The following is a 20,394-nucleotide window of genomic DNA, read 5'->3' on the forward strand; positions in this document are numbered from 1 at the left end:
ACGCATTCGATGCCATCCTGGAAGGGATATTTTGTTGTATCTAACCGGCTGTCTCCGTCTCGGAGGCAACTTTTCAAGCTTACCCGACTCGCATCCGGTCCGCAACTCGCTGCTCTCGCAGTCCGTCGCCGCCCGCGTTTGAACCCTCCACCGAAAAGCGGAGCACATTCAACTATGGGCGGTCAACCTTGTTCCTTCAGGAAAAGACTTCCCTGTCGGTGTTCTCGGCTCCCGGCTTCTTGCTCTCCGGCGCCTCACTGGCTGACTTGAAGAAAGTTACGGGAACAAGTCCGTCGGCGTCAAATCGCCTGGTCAGGCACCCTCGACCCAATTCACCGGCCGTTCACCGAGGTGGCGGTTTCCGGGTACTGCACCTCCCCGTACTTCCCCGTCACGATTCGGGCGATATTGCGCAGTGACTCCGAGCCCTCGTCCCAGTACTTGCCGTGTGCGGCGGTACTGATTCCCGAACCGTTGTCGGATGTGAAGACCTGCGCGCCGAACCCCCGGTCATGAGGGTCGGCGCCGTGGACTCCCTCGACCAAGTTGATCCAGTCGTTTCTCGCGACTGTCGACCACACCCGATCAGAGTTCGGCCGATCATCAGGCCCGGTCAAGTTCAGGTCATTCACGTCATCGGGTCCGCCCAACCCTGGACTGGCGATAAACACCAGGTCATCGACGTCCAGCTCCCGGTCGCCACTGGCCGCCTCGGCAGCGACAACGGTCCCGTAGGAATGACTGACGATGGTGTTGTGTGAAGGGCTCGCCCCTTCGTGGGTTGCGCGCAAACCGTCCTGCAGATCAACAAGCGGTTGCGCCCCGCGTGCTGCCGGCGCACCGGAGCCGGCGGCACCGATGTCCTGTGGTGCGTCGTAACCGAACCAGGCAATGGCCGCGGTATCCGTCGTTTCGTGGGGACTGGCAGCGCGGACCATCCGATCCGCGCGGACGACTCCCCCGCTGATCTTGCTGAGTTTCGATCCCGTCCCCGGCACGTAGGTCACCACGTTGGCGGCGGTATCGGGATTGTTGACCGCAATCGCCCCGCGGCCCTGGGTATCGAGCTGCAGCAGATAGCGCTTCCTCCCACCGACCTCGTCCCCGAGTGCGTTCTGCACCGCACTCAGCGCAACAAGGTCCCGCTGCGCCTGGTCACGATGAGATCGCCCCGCCTCAACATTTGCGAGCACGTCACGAGACACCGTTTCCAACTCGAGCAAGTACCGGCGGTTGAAGTGATCACGGTCGGCAACCGGTATCCCGTCCATGTTGCCGAGGTCGCGGTTGCTATTCCACAACGCTGCCTTCTCTGCAGGGGTCAGCCCATCCCAGAGTGTCTTGAGCAGGTACGGATCGCTGGGCAGCTTGCGTCTGCCATCCACCAGTTCCTGCACGGCTTGCCGTAGCGGGACGGGCGCGGTCGCCCGTTCGGCATTGAGCACCAACTCTTCGAGGGTCTTGGTGATCTGGACGGCCAGGGTCGAATCAGCCTGACCGGCGGTGGCCAGTGCTTCCGACAACCACAGCTGATGTCCCGCGGCCTTGCGGTCGGCCAGCGCCCGGGCATCGTGGATCGGCAGACTGGCCGGTATGTCTGTGGGATAGCCGGGCCGGCAGTCGACCGGTGCCGTGACGCTACCGTCGTCGGCAACGAGGTAGCCGATCCATGCGATGGAATTTGCGCGGTCACGGGCAACCCGACAGGAGTGGACGATGTCTGGCCCGAGCCGGTTGATGTCGTCGGCGATGTCGAGGATGGTGATCGCCAAGCGGCTACTCGCCTGCGTTTCTGCGTCAGCGCGGGCCTGTGATGCTTCGGCTGCGTCGCCCTGCCAGCCCTGCATCGTGGTGGTGACAGCGCGTGAGATGTCATTCATCCGCGTGTCGAATGAGTCGACCGCAGAATCGATCTCGGTGGCGGCGTCGGAGAGCGCTTGCGCATGAGTCAACCACGTACGCACTTGTGAGACAGTCGGTTTGCTCATCGTTCACAGCTTCAGCAAGCCGCTGATCGAGTCGGCGTATTGGCCGTCGGTGATGCCATATGTTGTTCCGGCGAACGCGTTCTTCTGCGCCAACGCATCAACACGAGTTGCGACGCGCTCGAGGGCCGACTCGATCTGCTGCTCCGCCGTTTCGCAGGCAACCGCAACGTCGGATCCTGCCAAACCCCGCAGCAGATCCGAGAACGCCGGGTGGATTTCGATCGCGCGGATTCCACGCGCCGCAGCCCATAGATCGGCCGCGAGCATGGCGAGCGCATCACGATCTGCCTTGAGTACTGGTGCCATCAGATTCCCCCATATCCTCGATGAACGAGGTTGAGGTTATTGACGGTCAGCGACCGATCACGGCTGATCTACCGCAATCATCCGGTACCTGTGGACGACTCCGTTTCCTGTTGACAACACCCCTACTGCTGATCGAGCTCACCGCGCCGGAAGCTTGGCGCCCATCTTCTCGGAGAACAGTTGTGTGGCTTTCATCGGGCGCAGCATGACGGTGAACTCGTCGATGAGGTGGTCGGGCGTCTCGTGGATGAAGTCGCACCCCTCGATGGCCAGGCCGTCGACCTTGGCTTTGAATATCAGGCCGGTGTAGCCGTCGAGTGGTGAATTCAGTTCTCGGACATAGGTGAAGTCCTCGAAAGTGTCGAAGGCGGCACGCAGGATCATGTCGACGACGTCGCGTCCCTTGTAGGCATTGAAGGCGACCGGGCTGTGAAAGACGACGTGTTCGTCGAGCATCGCTGCGATGTCTTCGATACGTTGTTCCTCGACCGCCGCGCGGAATGCATGCATGTCCAAGCCTCCTCATAGTCCCCTAGAGCAACAGCTTCTTCTGCACCTTACCCATGGCGTTACGGGGTAGTTCGTCAACTACGCGAATTTCCCTGGGCCGCTTATGGTTCGAGAGCTCGGAGGCAACAAGGTCGATGAGCTCGGTCTCGTTGATGCCATCTCCGACCACAACAGCGACGATGCGCTGTCCCAGATCGTCGTCGGGCACTCCGATCACGGCGACCTCATGCACGCTCGGATGGCCGAGCAACACGGTCTCGATCTCGCCTGCACCGATGCGGTAGCCACCGGATTTGATGAGGTCGATCGAGGCACGTCCGACGATCCGGTGCATGCCATCGGGATCGATGACGGCGACGTCGCCGGTGGCAAACCAGCCGTCGCCAATCCACGATTCCGCGGTGGCGTCGGGCCGATTCAGGTACCCCTGCGACACCATCGGACCACGAATCTGAAGGTTGCTGATGGTTTCTCCGTCATGCGGAACCTCGGCGCCCTGGTCGTCGCGCAGGCGGGATTCGACTCCGGCGATGGGGAAACCGACCCAGCCCGGACGACGTTCGCCGTCGAAACGGGTACTGAGTGTGATGAGGGTTTCGGTCATCCCGTAACGCTCGACGATCTCGTGGCCGGTCAGCTCTTTGATCTTCTCGAACACCGGGACCGGTAGCGGAGCGCTCCCCGACACCAGCAGTCGGGCCGGTGCGAGCGCACGCGCCGACTCCTCGTCGGCGGCGATCCGTGTCCACACCGTCGGGACACCGAAGTACATCGTGCCCGCGGCGGCGGCGTAGTTCTCGGGGGTCGGTTTCACCGTGTGGATCACGGCACTGCCGACTCGCAGCGGACCGAGGATACCGAGGATCAAGCCGTGGACGTGGAAGAGTGGAAGGCCGTGCACCAGAATGTCTTTCGAGGTCCATGACCAGGCGTCCGCGAGGGCGTCGAGGCCGGCGGCGATGGAACGCCTGCTCATCGGGACGCCCTTGGGGAGTCCGGTGGTGCCGGAGGTGTACAGGACGAAGGCCGTCGAATCCGGATGCGGTTCGGGATGGCTGTGCCACGACCGCGCGTACATCCGGACCGGGAGAACCTGCAGACCTGCGGTGTCCTCGGGGGCCGCGCCGAGCCAGGCCTGAGCACCAGAGTCGGTCAGCATGTGCTGCCGTTCGGTCGCGCCCGCATCCGGAGGAACCGGGACGACGGCGACGCCGGCGATCAGCGCACCCACCACGGCGACCACGGTCTGCGCCGTGGGCTCCGCCAGCACCGCTATGCACCTGGCCCCGCGGATCCGCTCGGCGACCGAGGTGGCCGCACCGATGAGATCGCTTCGCGACAGGACGGTGTCGCCGACCGTGACAAAGGCGGGGTCGTCCGCCCTATTGGTGAGGGAGGCCTGGTTCAACGACGGAAAGAGCATCACCCGACCACTTTGTCATACCGCCGCGCCGCGTCATCGCCGATGCGCTCGCCTCCGACGGCGCCGAAATGTCAGACCACCCAGGCACACTGCAGCAATGATCCCTCGCCCCGTCACGATCACCGTCTCCGGTCACGCGAACCGACAGTTCACCCCGAACCGCTGCACTGTGCATCTGTCGGTGCACTCTGACGGCACCACCCGGGAAGGCGCGTCCGAACCGGTGACGGCGGCGGTCACCACCGTCACCGATCTGGTGAAGGCACTCCAAGAGCAGCCCAACTCACCCCTGCAGCGATGGTCTCTTGATCAGCTGCGTCACGACCGGTACCGGCCCTACGATTGGCAAGCCAAGGAGCGCCCGTGGGTGTACCGCTCATCCGCGTCGGTCAGGGTGACGTTCAAGGACTTCAGCGCGCTGGGCGCCTTCATCGATCAGGTCTCCGAGATGGAGGAGGTCGCGGTCGGTCGGATCCACTGGTGGCTCAGCCGCAAGGCCGAAGCAAAGCGAACCGCGCAGGTTCGCGACCTGGCCGTCCGCAACGCACTGGCCAAAGCCCAGGGATACACGCAGGGTCTCGGCTACAGCGAGTTCAATGCCGTGGCGATCGCAGATCCCGGGATGCTCGGCCTGACCACGGGCGGTCAGCATTTCGAGCCGGACGGCGGGATTCCGCGCGCGATGGCCGTGACCGGTGCGCCTCCCGGCGATTCCGAAGACCGCCAGGTCATCGAGCTCGAGCCTGGTCGGGTCACGATCTCGGCCTACGTCGAAGCACGGTTCGAAGCGCTCAAGACCGAGCCGACCGCCGAGGTCTGATGGCATTCTGAACGCCATGCGCACCGCCGGGACCTTCCGTGTTGTCGAGAAGTCCATCGCCGATCTGCGGCTGGCCCTCAACACGGGCAAAGTCACCAGCGTCGAACTCGTCGGGCGCTACCTCGACCGGATCGAACACTACGACCACAACGGCATCCGGTTGAACGCGGTGCCGGTGATGAACCCGGATGCACTCGATGAAGCGCGGACCTCGGACCTGCGACGTCAGCGCGGCGAGGTACTCGGTCCGCTCGACGGCATTCCGTACACCGCGAAAGACAGTTACAAGGTGCGAGGGCTCACGGTCGCCGCCGGTTCTCCAGCGTTCAAAGACCTGATCGCCGGCGACGACGCCTTTGCGATCGCCCAACTGCGTGCCTGCGGTGCCATCTGCCTTGGCTTGACAACGATGCCGCCGATGGCTGCCGGCGGTATGCAACGCGGACTGTATGGCCGTGCCGAAAGTCCTTACAACGCAGACTTTCTCACGTCCTCATTCGGTTCTGGGTCATCGAACGGATCGGGTACCGCGACGGCGGCCAGCTTTGCCGCGTTCGGTCTCGGCGAGGAAACCTGGTCGTCGGGACGAGCGCCGGCCTCCCACAACGGTCTGGTCGCGTACACGCCCTCCCGGGGTGTCATCTCGATGCGCGGCAACTGGCCGCTGTACGCCACGATGGATGTTGTTGTCCCGCATACCCGCACGGTCGCCGACATGCTCGAGATCCTCGATGTCATCGTCGACGACGATATGCAGACCCGGGGCGACTTCTGGCGGATGCAGCAGGTGGTCGAGCTCCCCAAGGCCTCTGCGATCAGACCACCGAGCTATCCCGCACTGACGGTCGCGGCCGCGTTGCAGGGCAAACGCCTTGCGGTCCCTCGGATGTACATCAACAAAGATGACCAAGGCAAGGATCCGGTGCACACCCGGCAGTCGATCATCGACCGGTGGCACAAGGCCCGCAGGGTGCTCGAGTCGTTGGGTGCCACGGTCACCGAGACCGACTTCCCGGTGGTCGAGAACCACGACGAGGACCGGCCCGGCGCACGGAGCATGGTCACTCGCGGATTGGTGCCACCCGACTACTACGCCTGGGAGATGGGTGTCCTGATGATGTGGGGGTGGCAGGACTTCCTCGACGCAAACGGGGACCCGAACCTGTCGACCTTGGCCGATGTCGACGGATCGCAGATCTTCCCACATCCCGACGGCGCACTCCCCGACCGCTACGACGTGGAAGACGAGGACTTCTCGGTCACCGTCGAACGAGCCAAGCAGGGCGTGCCCACGCTGGAGGATCTGCCCCATCTGGGGCAGTCATTGCGCGGGCTCGAAGCCACCCGAAAGCTGGACTTCGAGGACTGGATGGACTCGAACAACATTGATGCCGTGGTGTTTCCGACACAGTCGGATGTCGGACCCGCCGACGCCGACGTCAATCCTGTCTCCGCCGACATCGCGTGGGCCAACGGCGTGCGCTACTCCAACGGCAATCTCGCGATTCGCCATTGCGGCATCCCGACCGTCACCGTCCCGATGGGACTGATGGCCGACACCCAGATGCCGATCGGGCTGACGTTCGCAGGCAAGGCTTATGACGACAGCCTGTTGTTGTCGATGGCGGCGGCATTCGAAAGTGCCGCGGATCCCCGACCGGTCCCGCCGCGCACGCCCGAACTGCCGTAGACGCCCCGAGGTTACGCCGGTCCGGTGGCTACCGGATTGGCCGAATCCGAACTCCACTGCGACCACGAACCCGGGAACAACGTCGCATCGATATCCGCCAATTGCAGCGCCACGAGGTCGACGGCTGCGGTGACACCCGACCCGCAGTACACGCCGACCGGCTCAGATCCGTCGGCCCCGACGCCGGAGAAGAACTCTCGCAACTGCTCCGGTGTCCGAAAGAAGCCCTCGTCATCCAGGGTGGCGGTGCTCGGTGCATTCACGGCGCCCGGCACGTGACCGGCCACCGCATCAACCGGCTCGACCTCGCCCTGGAACCGTTCGGGTGCACGGGCATCCACCAACACACCGGCAAAGTCGCCGACCTGCTCGGCGGTCAACGTCGGCAAGGCGCCGGCGTAGAGGTCCGACTGCGACACCACCACGTCACCACCGACAACGGCGGTCTCTCCGGTGGCAACGGGTTCACCGGCCTTCGCCCACGCACTCAAGCCGCCATCGAGAATCCGCACATCGGAGATGCCCGCCGCACGAAGCACCCACCAGGCGCGGGCAGAACCGGCACGGTTCCAGTCGTCGTAGACCACCACGGTGTCGCCGTTGTTGACACCCCAGCGGCGCAACGCCGTCTGCAGCGCCTCACCCGACGGCAAGGGGTGGCGGCCCCGACCCTCGATCGAGTGGTCGCTCAGATCGGTCTCCAAGTCGACATAGACCGCGGCCGGAATATGCGCTGCTGCAAAGGCTTCGCGTCCGTCCGGTGCGGGCAACGACCACCGCACGTCGAGGATCCGCAGGTTGTTCCGCTCGGATGCCAATTGATCGGCCAACTCCGAAACACTGATGAGAGTCATATCCCTACCTTCTACCACTCGCGCTCAATTCGGTGGCCAGCGCGACGACCGTATCGGAGGCCGTCTGCCGCGATTCGCTCGATGTGTTCGCCTCGGCCCACCAGAACGTAAAGCAATCCCGCTTGACCATCCCAACGCTTCGGTGGAACTTTGAGCGCAAGAACAACAGCCAAGGGGAGATCGTGGATCAACTGAATCGCAAGAAAGAACGCCGCGGCGACCGCGCGCTGCTGAACGAGATTCTCGACGAGGCACACGTTGCGACCGTGTCCACCGTTGTCGACGGATTGCCGTGGTCGGTGCCGATGCTGATCGCCCGACACGGCGACACAATCCTGATGCATGGCTCCACCGGAGCCGGGGCCTTGCGACACATTGCGGCCGGAGCCCCGGTTGCGGTCTCGGCGTTTGTTGTCGACGGACTGGTTGTTGCCGACACCCTCTTCGACCATTCGATGAACTACCGATCGGCGGTGGTGCGCGGCACCATCGAGAACTCCGGTGTCGATCCGCGCGAGGCACTGAACGTTCTCGGCGACAGCATCCTCCCGGGCCGCAGCACCGAAGTCCGTCCACACACCGACAAGGAGATCGCCGCAACGATCGTCTTGTCGCTCCCGATCGTCGACGGCCAATGGATCACCAAGGCGCGCGGCGGTGGTCCCGGCACCGACAACTCTGATACCTGGACCGGACACATACCCATGCGAACCGTCTACGACGGACCCATCACCGAGACCGAAGGTCAGATCCCCGAGTCGGTGCGACGCCTGAGTACCTAGAGCGCGCCGAGCGACTTGGTCATCTGCTTCTGCGTCTCGTCGGCGAGACGCTTGAAGACCATCCCGAAAACCGGATCGGACAGCTTCGCGACTCCGTTGAAGACGACATGCGCGTGGTACGCAACTGACGTCTTCGCCGGACCCTGCGGATAGATCGAAATATCATCGATGCTGGTTGCGGTCTTGTTCACGCCCTCAAGGGTGACCCGATCGGGATCGTCGCGGGTCAGCTTGTATTTCAGGTGGGTCCTGATCCCGGCGATCTTCGAGGTGTTGTCCCACTCGGTACCCAAGACCACCGGCCCGGATCCGACTTGCGTGCATTTCTGCGTTCCAGGGTCCCACTGCTCCGCATTGGCAAAGTCGCGTAGATATGCGCGAACCTTGTCGACCGGCGCTTCGACCGTGAACGTGCGTTGAACATTAACCATCCTTCAACGGTAGACGAATTCCTGCCGCGTCACCCCTGACCTGCACAAACAACTTGGTCAAAGTTCACAATCATCATCGAACGTGTGAACGAGATCGAGTCGGCGAAACCAGCCGTTGCCGAACCCGGGTGCGACGAAAGAAGTCGACTCAGCTGACCGCGTCACCGATCCGGCGTCGACGATCATCGCGGCGTTTGCGGCGTTCATCGATGTCGAGTGTCTTGAGCACAGCAAGCTCGTACTCGAGATGGGCTCCCAGGTCAGGCAGAAAGTCCACCGCCTCTGGATGCGATTCACTGAGCACCACATCAACAATGCCCGATGCATGCAGGTCGGTGGCCCGAATACCCTGCTGCGCAGCCAGATCCGCAGCGTGTTCGGTGTCGCGATAGACGATCAGACTGGCACCTTCGGGCGGTAGCGGTGAGAGCCAGGAATTCTCCATCGCGATCACCCGATCAGCCGGGAACAACGCCAACGCCGCACCCCCGGCGCCCTGCCCCAACAGCACAGAGATCGTCGGCACGGTCAGCGCGCTCAACTCGGCTATGCAATGCGCGATCTCGCCCGCCAAGCCTCCCTCTTCGGCATCGGCGGACAGGTCGGCGCCCGGCGTATCGATCACCGTCACCAGCGGAAGACCCAGACCCTGCGCCAGCCTCATCCCTCGTCGTGCAAGTCGCAGATCCGCCGGACCGATCAGTGCGCCAGGCACCTGCCGATTGCGGTCCTGACCCACCACCACCGCTGTCTCACCACCAAAACTGGCCAACGCCAGAATGATTCCACTTCGGGAATCGACCTCGCCGCCGCCTGCCAACTCGATCGACTCGGCAGTCGACCGCTTCAGCAGATCACTTACCCCCGGCCGGTCGATGGCCCGCGATGCCGTGACCACGGCCCATGGATCCTGCGCCACCACCGGAGCACCGTCTTCCAACACCGGCTGCGTTTCGCCCTCGGACTCCTGATGCCCGAGCAGGCCGACGATGCGGGACGCCGTCGCACCCAGCTCATCAACGCCGACAACCAGATCGATCAACCCGTGCGACCGCAGGTTCTCCGACACCTGCACGCCGGCCGGGAATTCGTGCCCATAGAGCCCCTCGTAGACGCGAGGGCCCAGGAATCCGACCAACGCGCCGGGCTCGGCCAGCGTCACATGCCCCAACGAACCCCAGGAAGCGAACACCCCACCGGTTGTCGGGTGCCGCAAATAGACCAGGTACGGCAGACGCGCCGCCTTGTGATCGACCACGGCAGCGGTGATGTTGACCATCTGCAAAAAAGCGGGGGTGCCCTCCTGCATGCGGGTACCACCGGAAGCCGGAAGTGCCAGCACAGCAAGCTGTTCGGAGGTGGCGCGGCGGATAGCCGCGACCACCCGTCGTCCGGCTTCGCGGCCGATCGACCCACCCAGGAACCCGAACTCGCTCACCACCACAGCTATGCGCCCACCGGACAGGGTGGCTTCTCCACACAGAACCGACTCGTCGAGCCCGGTCTTCTCGCGGGCGCGGGCGATGTCGGCCGCGTAGCCCGGATCGTCCGGCAGCGTCGTCAACTCGACGTCCCAGGGTCGCCAGCTGCCCTCGTCCACCAGCTTCGCCAGCAGTTCGGCAGCCGTCATCGGCTCCGGAGTACCTGTTGTCTCGCCCACGACATCAACCGTAGGCGGTTTTCGGTCAGAAGTACTGAGCACCACCGTCGACGGATACGTGTTCGGCGGTCATGAACGACGACTCGTCCGAGGCCAGGAATGCCACGGCGTTGGAGATCTCCTCGGGTTCGGCCACGTACTGGTTGAGGAAGGGAGTACCCATCACCGCCAATCGGGGGTTGGCGGCGGCGGTCTCCTCGATCCGCGCGACCATGTCCCCCGACCCCATCGGGCTTGCCACAGCACCGGGATGCACGCTGTTGACCCGGATGTTGTGTGCACCGAGTTCCGCAGCAAACGCGCGGGTCATGCCGGTCACCGCGTGCTTACTCGTGGTGTAGTGCACCATGAACGGCTGCACCTTCTTGCCTGCGTACGAACTGATCAGGATGACCGATCCGCCACCACGCTCGACCAGTGCAGGCGCGGTGGCCATGACCGTGTTCCATACACCCGTGACGTTGATGTCCATGTGATCGCGGAACATCTCCGGCGTCGACTCATCCCAGGTCGCCGGAATGCAGATTCCCGCATTGGCGACCACCACGTCGAGTCCGCCGAACTGATCAACCGCGTCGGCTGCCAGTGCCTTCAGCGCATCGAGGTCCCGGACATCGCCCTGCCGCAGCAGCGCCTTACGACCCTGCGCCTCGACCAAGGCCACGGTCTCGGCGAGATCTTCAAGCGTCGCGGAGTCATAGGGCACGCCAGGCAACGGGCCGGCGAGATCGATTCCGACGATGTCGGCACCCTCACTCGCCAGACGGACCGCATGCGCTCGTCCCTGCCCACGGGCTACCCCGGTGATGAATGCAACCTTGTTCTCCAGTCGTGACACCTGCACACCTCTTCTGTCGTAGACAATTCGCCCTGCCGACTGTATGCCTCCGCAAGATCCTGCAGTTCAAGATCTTTCGCGCTGCCGCGGACTACCATCAGGCAATGATCGATCACCTGGCATTGCAGTCACTTGATCCGGCCGCCTGCGCAGCGTTCTACGTCAGCGTCTTCGCACCGCTCGATGTTCACGAGGTGATGCGATTCGAACGCCCCGACGGTCTTGTGGTCGGCCTTGGGACGGGCGACTTCCCGGAACTCTGGTTTGGGCCGCTCGTCGACCCCGGGACCCGACCGGTCCACCTGGCACTGACCGCATCCAGCCGCGAGGCGGTCGACGAAGTCCACAGACTCGCGGTGGCAGCAGGCGCCGAGATTCTGCACCAACCGCGAGTCTGGCCCGAATACCACCCGAGCTACTACGGCGTTTTTCTCCGCGACCCCGACGGCAACAACGTCGAGGCCGTGAACCACGGGTTCTAGTACCGCGACACCAGCGCGGGACAAGACCAGAGACCGCGCGTCACCATCCGTTGAGGTGGATCACCGCGGCAGTAGTTAATCTCCCCCTGATCTGAAGGGTTCCGTCGATCTCGTATCCAGCGGATGCTCACCGTATTCGCCTACCCGCACATACGTTTCGTACGAGCATCGGAGATCACCCTATGAGCAACACCAACCGTTCCGTCGCCATCATCGGAGCCGGTCAGACCGGTATCTCTGCGGCCGTTGGCTTCCTGAACGCCGGATTCGACGTCACCGTCTACAGCGACCGCAACCAGCAGAGCCTGTTTCGCGATGTCTCCGCCACCGGCACCGCGGTCACCTTTGGTTTGTCGCAGGAGTCCGAGGCCGCACTCGGCGTCGACACCTTTGCCGGCCGCGCGCCGCAGGTCACCGGCATCAGTGCCCGCACCATCACCGGCAGCGGCCACGACTACACCGAACTCCTCGACTTCGACGCCGACTTCCCCGGTTTCGAGGCCATCGGAGTCGACACGCGGCTCAAGGTGGACGAGCGCATCACGCAGTTCCAGGAGAAGGGCGGCACCTTCATCGTCGAGGAGGTCGACCCGGACCGGCTCGACACGATCGCCGGCCAATACGACCTGACGCTGGTCGCGACCGGCAAAGGTGGACTGGCCAAGTTGTTCTCGGTGGACGAGGCGAGGTCGCCGTACAAGAGTCCGCAGCGCAGCGTGCTGTTGCTGACCGTCGAAGGTCTCGACCACGGACCCGATGTGTTTGCGCACCGCAGCCCGGCAGGCGGCAAGCACCAGGCGTTCAACTTCGCAGATCAGGGCGAAGGTTGGTGGGGCCCGTATCTGCACAAGGACGCCGGACCGTCATGGTCGTTCCTCGGTTGGGCACAGCCGGGCAGTGAGTGGGAGCGGCGCTTCCAGTCGGTCACCGATGCTCACTCGGCGCACAAGGTGGTCATCGACCTGCACCGCGAGTACTTCGACTGGGACCTGCCCGAGGTGCTGAGTACCCGGGTCATCGAAGAAGATCCGCACTCCTGGCTGCAGGGAGCCGTCACACCGACAGTGCGTAACGCACTGGGCCACACCGCCAGTGGGCATCGTATCGCCGCACTGGGTGACACCGCGGTGGCCTACGATCCCATCACCGGCCAGGGCGCACAGAGCGGATTCATCCAGGCAGCACAGCTGGTCGCCGCGGCCAAGGATCACGAGGGTGAGTTCGATGACGCCTGGATCACCGACACCTACAACAACTTCTTGACCAGCCGAGTCGATGCCGCCAACCTGGCAACCCGAATCTTCCTGCGCGACCCGGTATTCGACGACTATGGGGCCGTCCTGTTCCCGGCCGCTGCCACGAACCCGAAGTTCGGCGCCGCACTCTTCGGACTGCTGTCCGACCCGTCACCGGTCCTGTCGATCAATTCGGTCGAGGACGCGAAGGCACTGATCACCGCGGTGACCGGCGAGGACGCCGATTCCATCCTGGCGAAGTTCGCACCGGCCGGGCGATTCTCCCGATCTGCGCTCAACACCCTGGCTCCAGCGATCTGAAGAACCGGTCACGGAAGGCCCCGTGGCGAAAACCGATGGAGCAAGTTTCGGCGGTGGCGGTGATCTCCCACCGATCACCGCCACCCACCGCTAGCCTCGTCATCATGGACTTCGACGATCAGCGAGCCTCGCTGGTGAGCGCCGCCCATCGACTGGCCCGCCGTCGCCTGGTGATCGGCACCGGGGGCAACCTGTCGATCCGTGTCGGGGACCGGATTCTCGTGACACCCAGCGGTGCCGACCTCGAGTTCCTGACGCCAGATCAGGCGGTGGTCACCGACCTCGACGGCACGGTGGTGGCAGACAGCCCTTACACACCGACGTCCGAACTGCTCCTGCATCTGGAGATCTATCGGTCGACGAGCGCGAAGGCCGTAGTTCATGCACACCCGGTGGCATCGATCGCGGTGGCCAATCTCGTCGATGAACTGCCGGCAGTGCATTACACCGCGGCGCTGGTCGGCGGCGGTGTGAGGGTGGCGCCACACGAGATCTTCGGCACCCAGGAGCTGACGGACGCCGTGGCGATGGCCCTCGTCGAGCGCACCGCCGCGCTGATGCGCAATCACGGATCGGTCGCGTACGGTGATTCGATCGAAACCGCCTGCGAACGAATCGAACTCGTCGAATGGCTGGCGGAGATCTACCTGCGGACCGCAGCGGTCGGAGTCGGTGCGGTCTTGAATCAGGAACAGCTCGTCGCGGTGGCGGTCGCTGCGGCAACGCGTGGCTACTCGCCGATCAGCAGGAGATGACACATGCAGATTGTGACGTTCGGAGCGCATGTCCTCGACGTGGTGGTGCATCCGGTCGATGAGATCCCCGAAGGCCAAGGTGCGCTGCTGGTCCCGCACATCCGGCTGGTGCCTGCGGGTCCGGCCGGGGGCACGGCGATCTCGCTCGCGAAGCTGGGCGCGGCGGTTTCCACGGTCGGCGCGATCGGACGCGACGACTCCGGCGATCTACTGACCACGCTTCTGCAACGACATGGTGTGGTCACCGAACATCTTGTGCACGTGGATAGTCAACCCACATCGATGAGTGTGCTACCCATCCGGAGCAACGGTGACCGACCGGCACTGCACATGCCCGGCGCCAACCTCACCTATCCGCTGGACCAGGTCCCCCTCGATCTGCTCACCAGTGCCGACCACGTGCACATCGGCGCACCCGAGTTGCTCAATCCAACCGAACTGGTGAAGGTTCTGGAAGCGATACATGCTGCGGGGGTGACGATCTCCGCCGATATTCTCGCGCCGGGCGACCCTGGCGTCTTGGCCTGGATCGACCCGGTACTGCCGCACCTGGATTATCTACTGCCCAACGATGAGCAGGTCCTCGGATTCACCGGGGCCACCGATCTGATCGACGGATGTTGCGCCCTCATCGACCGTGGTGTCGGATGCGTGGCGGTCACGGCAGGCGCAGAGGGGGCGTGGGTCGTCACGGCGGCGGCAGCCGAACACGCCGCGGCCACCGATGTCGAGGTCGTCGACACCAGTGGCTGTGGGGACGCATTCTCGGCCGGCTTCATCGCCGGCCGGATGGCTGAGTTCAGTCTCCTGCGATCGGCACAGCTGGGCTGCGCGGTGGCCGGAATTGTGGCCACCGGCCTCGGTAGCGATCACGGCGACTTCGACTGGACATCGCTGACGGCCGCACTGCCCAGCTGAACCGCAGCAACTCCGGAAGGCCACCCCAGTTCCTGTGCGCAATTCAGAAGAAAGCAGACATCAATTGCACGCGGAAATAGAAAACGATCAATAGCGCTGATGTGCCCGCACATCAGTTTGTATTCGATTCAATTCGCGAATTGTCGCCATTTTATTTGACTGATGTCGCGGCCGGCTCCCACCCTCGATCGACACGACTCGGAGCACGAAAGACCCGGCCCGGGCCCCACATGCCTCTCTCGCGGTACAGCCGCCATTTCCGCCGACATCCACACCGCTCGACTCCAGCGCCGCCGCCTACCGGCTCCCACGACTGGCAGAGAACTTTATCGCCCCTACCAGCACCAACAGCCGAAACGCAGAACGCCACCGGACTCCCCTTCCCAAGCTTGTCGGGCTTGTATCTCGACGTGCAGCCATCACGACACCCAACTCACTCGACCGCCAACTTACACGCATAAGTAAACCGTGTGTGGCCTTTCGCCAGATGCACCTGAGCACGCCCCGCCGCCCGGCCGGAACACCCTTCACATGGGCGGGAAAAACGCTCTGGCTAACACCTGAAGTGCGTGATAACGTGAATTTCGCTACAGGGGATTATTGTTTTCCATGAGCTCGAAGTACGGAAATCAACTTCTTTTGTTGCCCGTGCGCTCCTTGCTCGGTGCGGACCGTTTCGAATTCCGTCGCAACAGCCGGCGATGGAATCGTCACGCACCTGGAGTCGATCACGAGGTTGTCCACTTCCCCGCCCGCGCGCCAGAGCGAGCTTGGGCGTATCCGGCGTCTTCATCGGCGTCACGTGAACTCAGCCAACCAGTCGAACAAATGGAGAAGTAATGTCGCTTCATACCACCAGCGCATCGTTGTATCCGCCGGAAGGATTGGCTCCTCCGAAGGATCGTCGCGGCCACGCCGTCGGCGACCTCGGACTCCCCACCGGAACCCAGGTCTTCTCGGCGGACAATCACATCTCACTCGCCGACGACATCTTCTTCGAACGATTCCCCGCGGAACTTCAGGAGAAGGCTCCGCGAGTGTGGTACGAGGAGGGGGCTTTTCAGCTGGGACGCAAGGGAAAATCGTTTCTTCCCGGAGACTTCAGCCACGTCCTGATGCAGTACGACCCCCTGGTCGGATCCGGCAGCGCAAACCTCGAGGCGAGGTTGGACGAGCTGGCGGCGGACGGCGTCTCCAAGGAACTCGCTTTCCCCAACGCGCTTCTGGCACTGCTGTACTACCCGGACCGCGACATCCGCGAACGCGCGTTCCGGATCTACAACGAGTACATCGCCGACCTCCAGGAGCGATCGGGCGGACGGTTCTTCGGAGTCGGGCTGATCAACTGGTGGGATGCCGCCGGCACTCGTCGCACCCTTGATGAGCTGAAGTCGTTGGGCCTCAAGACTTTCCTGATGCCTCTCTCGGCAGGTAAGGACCTGGAGGGCACACCCATCGATTACGGCAGCACGTCGATGATCCCGGTGTGGGATGTCATCGAGGAGTCCGGCGTTCCGCTGGCCCACCACATCGGCGAGGCGCCGCTGTCGAGCCCATGCGAGGTCAACAGTGTTGCCGTCGGCATGATGCACAACGTCGCCCCGTTCCGCGAGATGTTTGCCAAGTACATTTTCAGCGGCATCATCGATCGCCATCCGGGCCTCAAGATCGGCTGGTTCGAAGGCGGCATCAACTGGGTCCCGTCGGCCATCCAGGATGCCGAACACATGCTTGCATCGTTCCGTCACATGTTGAATCGTCCTGTCGAACATGATGTTCGGCACTATTGGGACAACCACATGAGCGCGTCGTTCATCGTCGACCCGCTGGGTTTGGAGCTGATCGACCAGATCGGGATCGATCACGTGATGTGGTCATCCGATTACCCACACAACGAGAGCAGCTTCGGCTACTCAGAGAAGTCGATCGCCGCGGTGGTCGAAGCGCTCGGCCCCGAGGACGCGGTCAAGGCCGTCAGCACGAACGTCTCGAAGTTCCTGGGTCTGCCGCAAGAAAGCGACCCAACCTCTTGACCTCATCTGTCTTGACCAGCAACAGAACCACATTGCGCGTCCCCGACAAACCCGACCTCGCCCGGATGCGACGCGAGGTCGGTGCCCGGATCCGCGCGGAGATGGTCGAGCGCGACATCGGTGCGTTGATCCTCCTCGGCAACAACGCGGTCGCCTACGCCACCGGCGTGAGCTGGCCGCTGGGTGATGCCGGTTTGTCACACGTCGAGCGACCGGTGGCGGTCATCCTGCCCGACGACGAATGGCCCTACCTCTTCCTGCCGATACGCGATGGTGCGCCGGAAGATTCGGTCTTGCCCGACGATCATGTGATGCCACCGGTCTATCTGGAGTTCGATGAGGGCGTCGAGACCTTTGCCCGGGCACTGGCCGACCTGGTGCCGGCAGAGGCCGTCTACGCCGTCGACGAGAGCACCGGGGCGATGCTGCGGGCAGCCAAGCGCCTGTTCCCGTCGGGGCCGCCGCGCGACGCCGCGGTGATCATCGGTGCCGCCAAGCTCATCAAGACCCCAGATGAGCTGTCCTGCATCCGAAATGCCTGTCGCATAACAGAAGAAGCGATGGTCGAGGTCCAGGCGGCCCTGGCTCCGGGGATGCGGCAGATCGACCTGTCCGCCGGCTTTGTCCGGCGGGCATTCGAGCGGGGGGCAACGGCCAACATGCTCGACGCCATCTGGCAGGTGATGCCGTCGAGCAAGGACACCGGTGTCTGGACCACCCACGGCGATCTGGCGCTGCCACTGCTGACCACCGAACGGGAACTCGTTGCCGGCGACGTCCTCTGGGTCGATGTCAGCATCACCTACTCGGGGTACTGCTCCGACTTCGGTCGCACCTGGATCGTCGGACAAGACCCGTCAGCACGTCAGCAGGCACAGTTCCGGCGTTGGAAGGACCTGATCACCGCGGTGTTCGAGACCCTGCGGCCCGGTGTCACGCTCGAGGATCTCGCCACCGCTGCCATCGAAGTGAATGGCGGGACCAAACCCTGGCTCCCGCACTTCTACCTCGGACACGGCATCGGTACCTCAGCGGCCGAAATGCCCATGATCGGAACCGATCTGGGTCCCACCTACGACAAGAACTTCATCCTGCAACCCGGGATGGTGCTGGTATTGGAGCCGGTGGTCTGGGAAGACGGCACCGGCGGCTACCGCAGTGAGGAGATCGTGGTCATCACCGAAGAGGGCTTCGCGCCGCTCACCGACTACCCGTACACGCCTTATGGCGACTGAGATCCTGGCCGATGATCGCGCTCTTCGCACCGGACGGCGAGAACGCGCACTGGCCCAGATGCAAGCCCACGACCTCGACATACTCGTCTTGGGTCGACAGGCCAACGTCCGCTATGTCACCGGCGCAACCCAACTGTGGGTGGCAGGCACACGACCATTCGCACCGAACTGCGTCCTGTCCCGGGAGACCGGTGAGATCCACCTGCTCAGCACCTGGGACGAGGGCATCCCGGACGACATCCCCCACGATCACCTGTACGGCATCGCATGGAACCCGATGAACATCATCGCGGTACTCAAGGAGATCACCGGCGCTGCGACGGCCCGCCGAGTCGGAATCGACGCTCTCTCACCCGGTTTCGCCGAACTTCTACCCCACGCATTCCCCAATGCCGAGTTGGTGGACGCGGAGATGGCCCTACGGACCGCACGCCGGATCAAGACCGATGACGAGATCGCGTCCATCCGTGAAGCACTACAGGTCGCCGAAGTGGGCTTGGCCGCGTCGGTGTCCGAACTCCGACCCGGGATCAGCGAACAGCGACTGACGGGTGTCCTCCTGGAGGCGATGGCCGCAGGCGGTGTCAGCACCCCGGCCACGCAGGACGGGGCCTGGGTGACATCCAAAGAACGCCATGGGCGGCGCGCCAACGGAACCAGTGAGGTTCGCTCCGGTGATCTCGTCGCCTTTGCGGCGGGAGTCCTCGACAGGGGATACACCGGCGAGGTCGGTCGAACGTGGCCGGTGGGTGAGTTCACCGACGACATCCGGTCCCTGTATCGCCGCTCGGAAGCCCTGCAAGACCGCCTCTTTGGCGCCTGTCAGGCCGGCGCACCGGCCGGCGCCCTCCTCTCGGCATACGAGGCGGCCGGTGAGCCATTGCCCCCGACTCCGGTTGCACATGGATTGGGCCTTGGCTTCGACCCACCCGTCGTCTCGCCGCACCTACCGGAGACCAACGCCTCCGAGATACTCGAGCCGGGCATGGTCTTGGCTGTCACGAGCTACGTCTGGACGTTGGGCCTCGGAGCAGTCTTCGGTCGCGATGCGGTCCTGATCACCGACCACGGGCCCGAGGTTCTCACCACAGCTCCCTGGTGGACCGGATAAACCCAGTGAAGGCGAATACAGAGGGAGTCAGCACAGCATGACGGATTCACTTCCCAAGCCCGAGGAGATCATCCTCTTCGAGAAGGACCGAAAGACCAAGATCGCAACGATCACCTTCAACCGTCCCGACCAGCTCAACGCACCGACCGCAGCGGCACGTCTGCGCTACGGCGACCTGATCCACCGATGCAGCATCGATGACGACGTCAAGGTGCTGGTGGTCCGCGGTGTGGGTGACGACTTCGGTTCGGGCGCAGATCTTCCCGAGTTCATGGCGAACCAGAATGCAGACTCTCCGCAGGCCCGGCTCCGCGAATTCAAACTCGACGAAGACGACGTCACGGCGCCGCCGCGGGGATCGTTTCGGTTCGGTGCGTCGGTCAGTCAGTGGTATGCCAATCCGCAGGCCGGATGTCGCAGCCTGCAGGAGTTCAAGAAGATCAGCATCGTGGAGACCAAGGGCTATTGCTACGGCTGGCATTTCTATCAGGCCGCGGACGCCGACCTGCTGATCTCGGCTGACGACACCTTGTTCGGCCACCCGTCGTTCCGCTATCACGGATGGGGTCCCCGGATGTGGACCTGGGCACAGGCCATGGGACTGCGCAAGTTTCAGGAGATGGTGTTCACCGGACGGGCCTTCACCGCCGCCGAGATGGACGCCTGCGGATTCATCAACAGTGTGGTGCCCCGCGCGGACCTCGAGGCGGAGGTCGACAAGTACGCGACCTCCTGTGCGCGCACACGTCCTACCGACACCGTCTTCATGCAGAAGACGTTCTTCGAAATCATGAAACAGCAACAGGGCGAGTACATGGGCAGTCTCATGTCGGCGTTCTTCGAGTCGATGGGCAGCAACATTGCGGCCGACGGCGACGAGGTGATGCTAGAGGACGAGGACACGTTCGGCCGCGGCCTCAACAACACTGTGAAAGGCACCGACGACCAGTACCCGCCGGAGTTCAGGTTGAGCAAGTCCGGTCGCAAGAAGAAGAAGTAGTC

19 protein-coding genes are annotated in these 20,394 nt (G+C 63.6%); 11 read left to right on the top strand and 8 right to left on the bottom strand.

Translation table 11 applies throughout. The features are described 5' to 3' along the window. Nucleotides 1-332: 332 nt before the first annotated feature. The 4 genes from AC1TQG_RS21190 to AC1TQG_RS21205 form a co-directional block, all read right to left on the bottom strand. Nucleotides 333-1,988, bottom strand: coding sequence for an alpha/beta hydrolase (locus tag AC1TQG_RS21190; RefSeq protein WP_482139975.1), 1,656 nt, complete (start codon nt 1,986-1,988; stop codon nt 333-335). 3 nt (nt 1,989-1,991) lie between these two features. After that, entirely contained in the window at nt 1,992-2,294 is a 303-nt protein-coding gene (locus AC1TQG_RS21195) for a hypothetical protein (protein ID WP_482139977.1), read from the bottom strand. Nucleotides 2,295-2,432: 138 nt separating this feature from the next. Then, on the bottom strand, nt 2,433-2,804 hold the full coding sequence (locus AC1TQG_RS21200) for a nuclear transport factor 2-like protein (protein WP_482139979.1): 372 nt from the start codon (nt 2,802-2,804) through the stop codon (nt 2,433-2,435). Between the two features lie 22 nt (nt 2,805-2,826). Next, nucleotides 2,827-4,227 (bottom strand): acyl-CoA synthetase, encoded by a 1,401-nt coding sequence (locus AC1TQG_RS21205; RefSeq protein ID WP_482141379.1) that lies wholly within the window; start codon nt 4,225-4,227, stop codon nt 2,827-2,829. Between the two features lie 97 nt (nt 4,228-4,324). On the opposite strand from AC1TQG_RS21205, the gene AC1TQG_RS21210 reads away from it, so the two are divergent. Both AC1TQG_RS21210 and AC1TQG_RS21215 read left to right on the top strand, forming a co-directional pair. Next, nucleotides 4,325-5,047 carry an SIMPL domain-containing protein gene (locus AC1TQG_RS21210; RefSeq protein WP_482139981.1) on the top strand — a complete coding sequence of 241 codons (723 nt, stop codon included), beginning with the start codon at nt 4,325-4,327 and terminating at the stop codon, nt 5,045-5,047. Between the two features lie 16 nt (nt 5,048-5,063). After that, the gene (locus AC1TQG_RS21215; protein WP_482139983.1) at nt 5,064-6,737 is read left to right on the top strand and encodes an amidase; all 1,674 of its coding nucleotides are present in this window, start codon (nt 5,064-5,066) and stop codon (nt 6,735-6,737) included. Between the two features lie 11 nt (nt 6,738-6,748). Here AC1TQG_RS21215 and AC1TQG_RS21220 read toward each other — a convergent pair whose 3' ends face one another. Then, the gene (locus AC1TQG_RS21220; RefSeq protein ID WP_482139985.1) at nt 6,749-7,591 is read right to left on the bottom strand and encodes a sulfurtransferase; all 843 of its coding nucleotides are present in this window, start codon (nt 7,589-7,591) and stop codon (nt 6,749-6,751) included. Nucleotides 7,592-7,770: 179 nt separating this feature from the next. Between AC1TQG_RS21220 and AC1TQG_RS21225 the strand changes: the two genes are divergently transcribed. Continuing rightward, nucleotides 7,771-8,373, top strand: coding sequence for a pyridoxamine 5'-phosphate oxidase family protein (locus AC1TQG_RS21225; protein ID WP_482141381.1), 603 nt, complete (start codon nt 7,771-7,773; stop codon nt 8,371-8,373). Here AC1TQG_RS21225 and AC1TQG_RS21230 read toward each other — a convergent pair. The 3 genes from AC1TQG_RS21230 to AC1TQG_RS21240 form a co-directional block, all read right to left on the bottom strand. Next, nucleotides 8,370-8,804: an SRPBCC family protein gene (locus AC1TQG_RS21230; protein ID WP_482139986.1), complete on the bottom strand. Its 435-nt coding sequence runs from the start codon at nt 8,802-8,804 to the stop codon at nt 8,370-8,372. The genes AC1TQG_RS21225 and AC1TQG_RS21230 overlap by 4 nt on opposite strands. 148 nt (nt 8,805-8,952) lie before the next feature. Then, on the bottom strand, nt 8,953-10,434 hold the full coding sequence (locus tag AC1TQG_RS21235) for a carboxyl transferase domain-containing protein (protein ID WP_482141383.1): 1,482 nt from the start codon (nt 10,432-10,434) through the stop codon (nt 8,953-8,955). 55 nt (nt 10,435-10,489) lie between these two features. Beyond that, nucleotides 10,490-11,302: a mycofactocin-coupled SDR family oxidoreductase gene (locus AC1TQG_RS21240; RefSeq protein ID WP_482139988.1), complete on the bottom strand. Its 813-nt coding sequence runs from the start codon at nt 11,300-11,302 to the stop codon at nt 10,490-10,492. A 104-nt stretch (nt 11,303-11,406) separates the two neighbouring features. Between AC1TQG_RS21240 and AC1TQG_RS21245 the strand changes: the two genes are divergently transcribed. From AC1TQG_RS21245 to AC1TQG_RS21280, 8 genes are all read left to right on the top strand, one after another. Then, entirely contained in the window at nt 11,407-11,784 is a 378-nt protein-coding gene (locus AC1TQG_RS21245) for a VOC family protein (protein ID WP_482139989.1), read from the top strand. A 182-nt stretch (nt 11,785-11,966) separates the two neighbouring features. Further along, on the top strand, nt 11,967-13,340 hold the full coding sequence (locus AC1TQG_RS21250; RefSeq protein WP_482139991.1) for a styrene monooxygenase/indole monooxygenase family protein: 1,374 nt from the start codon (nt 11,967-11,969) through the stop codon (nt 13,338-13,340). A gap of 104 nt (nt 13,341-13,444) precedes the next feature. Continuing rightward, the gene (locus AC1TQG_RS21255) at nt 13,445-14,095 is read left to right on the top strand and encodes a class II aldolase/adducin family protein (RefSeq protein WP_482139993.1); all 651 of its coding nucleotides are present in this window, start codon (nt 13,445-13,447) and stop codon (nt 14,093-14,095) included. Between the two features lie 3 nt (nt 14,096-14,098). Beyond that, the gene (locus AC1TQG_RS21260) at nt 14,099-15,013 is read left to right on the top strand and encodes a carbohydrate kinase family protein (protein ID WP_482139995.1); all 915 of its coding nucleotides are present in this window, start codon (nt 14,099-14,101) and stop codon (nt 15,011-15,013) included. An 839-nt stretch (nt 15,014-15,852) separates the two neighbouring features. After that, on the top strand, nt 15,853-17,046 hold the full coding sequence (locus AC1TQG_RS21265; protein WP_482139997.1) for an amidohydrolase family protein: 1,194 nt from the start codon (nt 15,853-15,855) through the stop codon (nt 17,044-17,046). 65 nt (nt 17,047-17,111) lie between these two features. Beyond that, nucleotides 17,112-18,281, top strand: a complete 1,170-nt coding sequence (locus tag AC1TQG_RS21270) for a M24 family metallopeptidase (protein ID WP_482141385.1) — start codon at nt 17,112-17,114, stop codon at nt 18,279-18,281. Then, a complete protein-coding gene (locus tag AC1TQG_RS21275; RefSeq protein ID WP_482139999.1) occupies nt 18,271-19,392 on the top strand; it encodes a M24 family metallopeptidase in 1,122 nt (373 codons plus the stop codon). Before AC1TQG_RS21270 ends, AC1TQG_RS21275 begins: the two co-directional genes overlap by 11 nt. A gap of 37 nt (nt 19,393-19,429) precedes the next feature. Beyond that, nucleotides 19,430-20,392: an enoyl-CoA hydratase/isomerase family protein gene (locus AC1TQG_RS21280; RefSeq protein WP_482140000.1), complete on the top strand. Its 963-nt coding sequence runs from the start codon at nt 19,430-19,432 to the stop codon at nt 20,390-20,392. Nucleotides 20,393-20,394 lie beyond the last annotated feature (2 nt).

It is taken from the genome of Williamsia sp. Y844, from assembly GCF_056786475.1.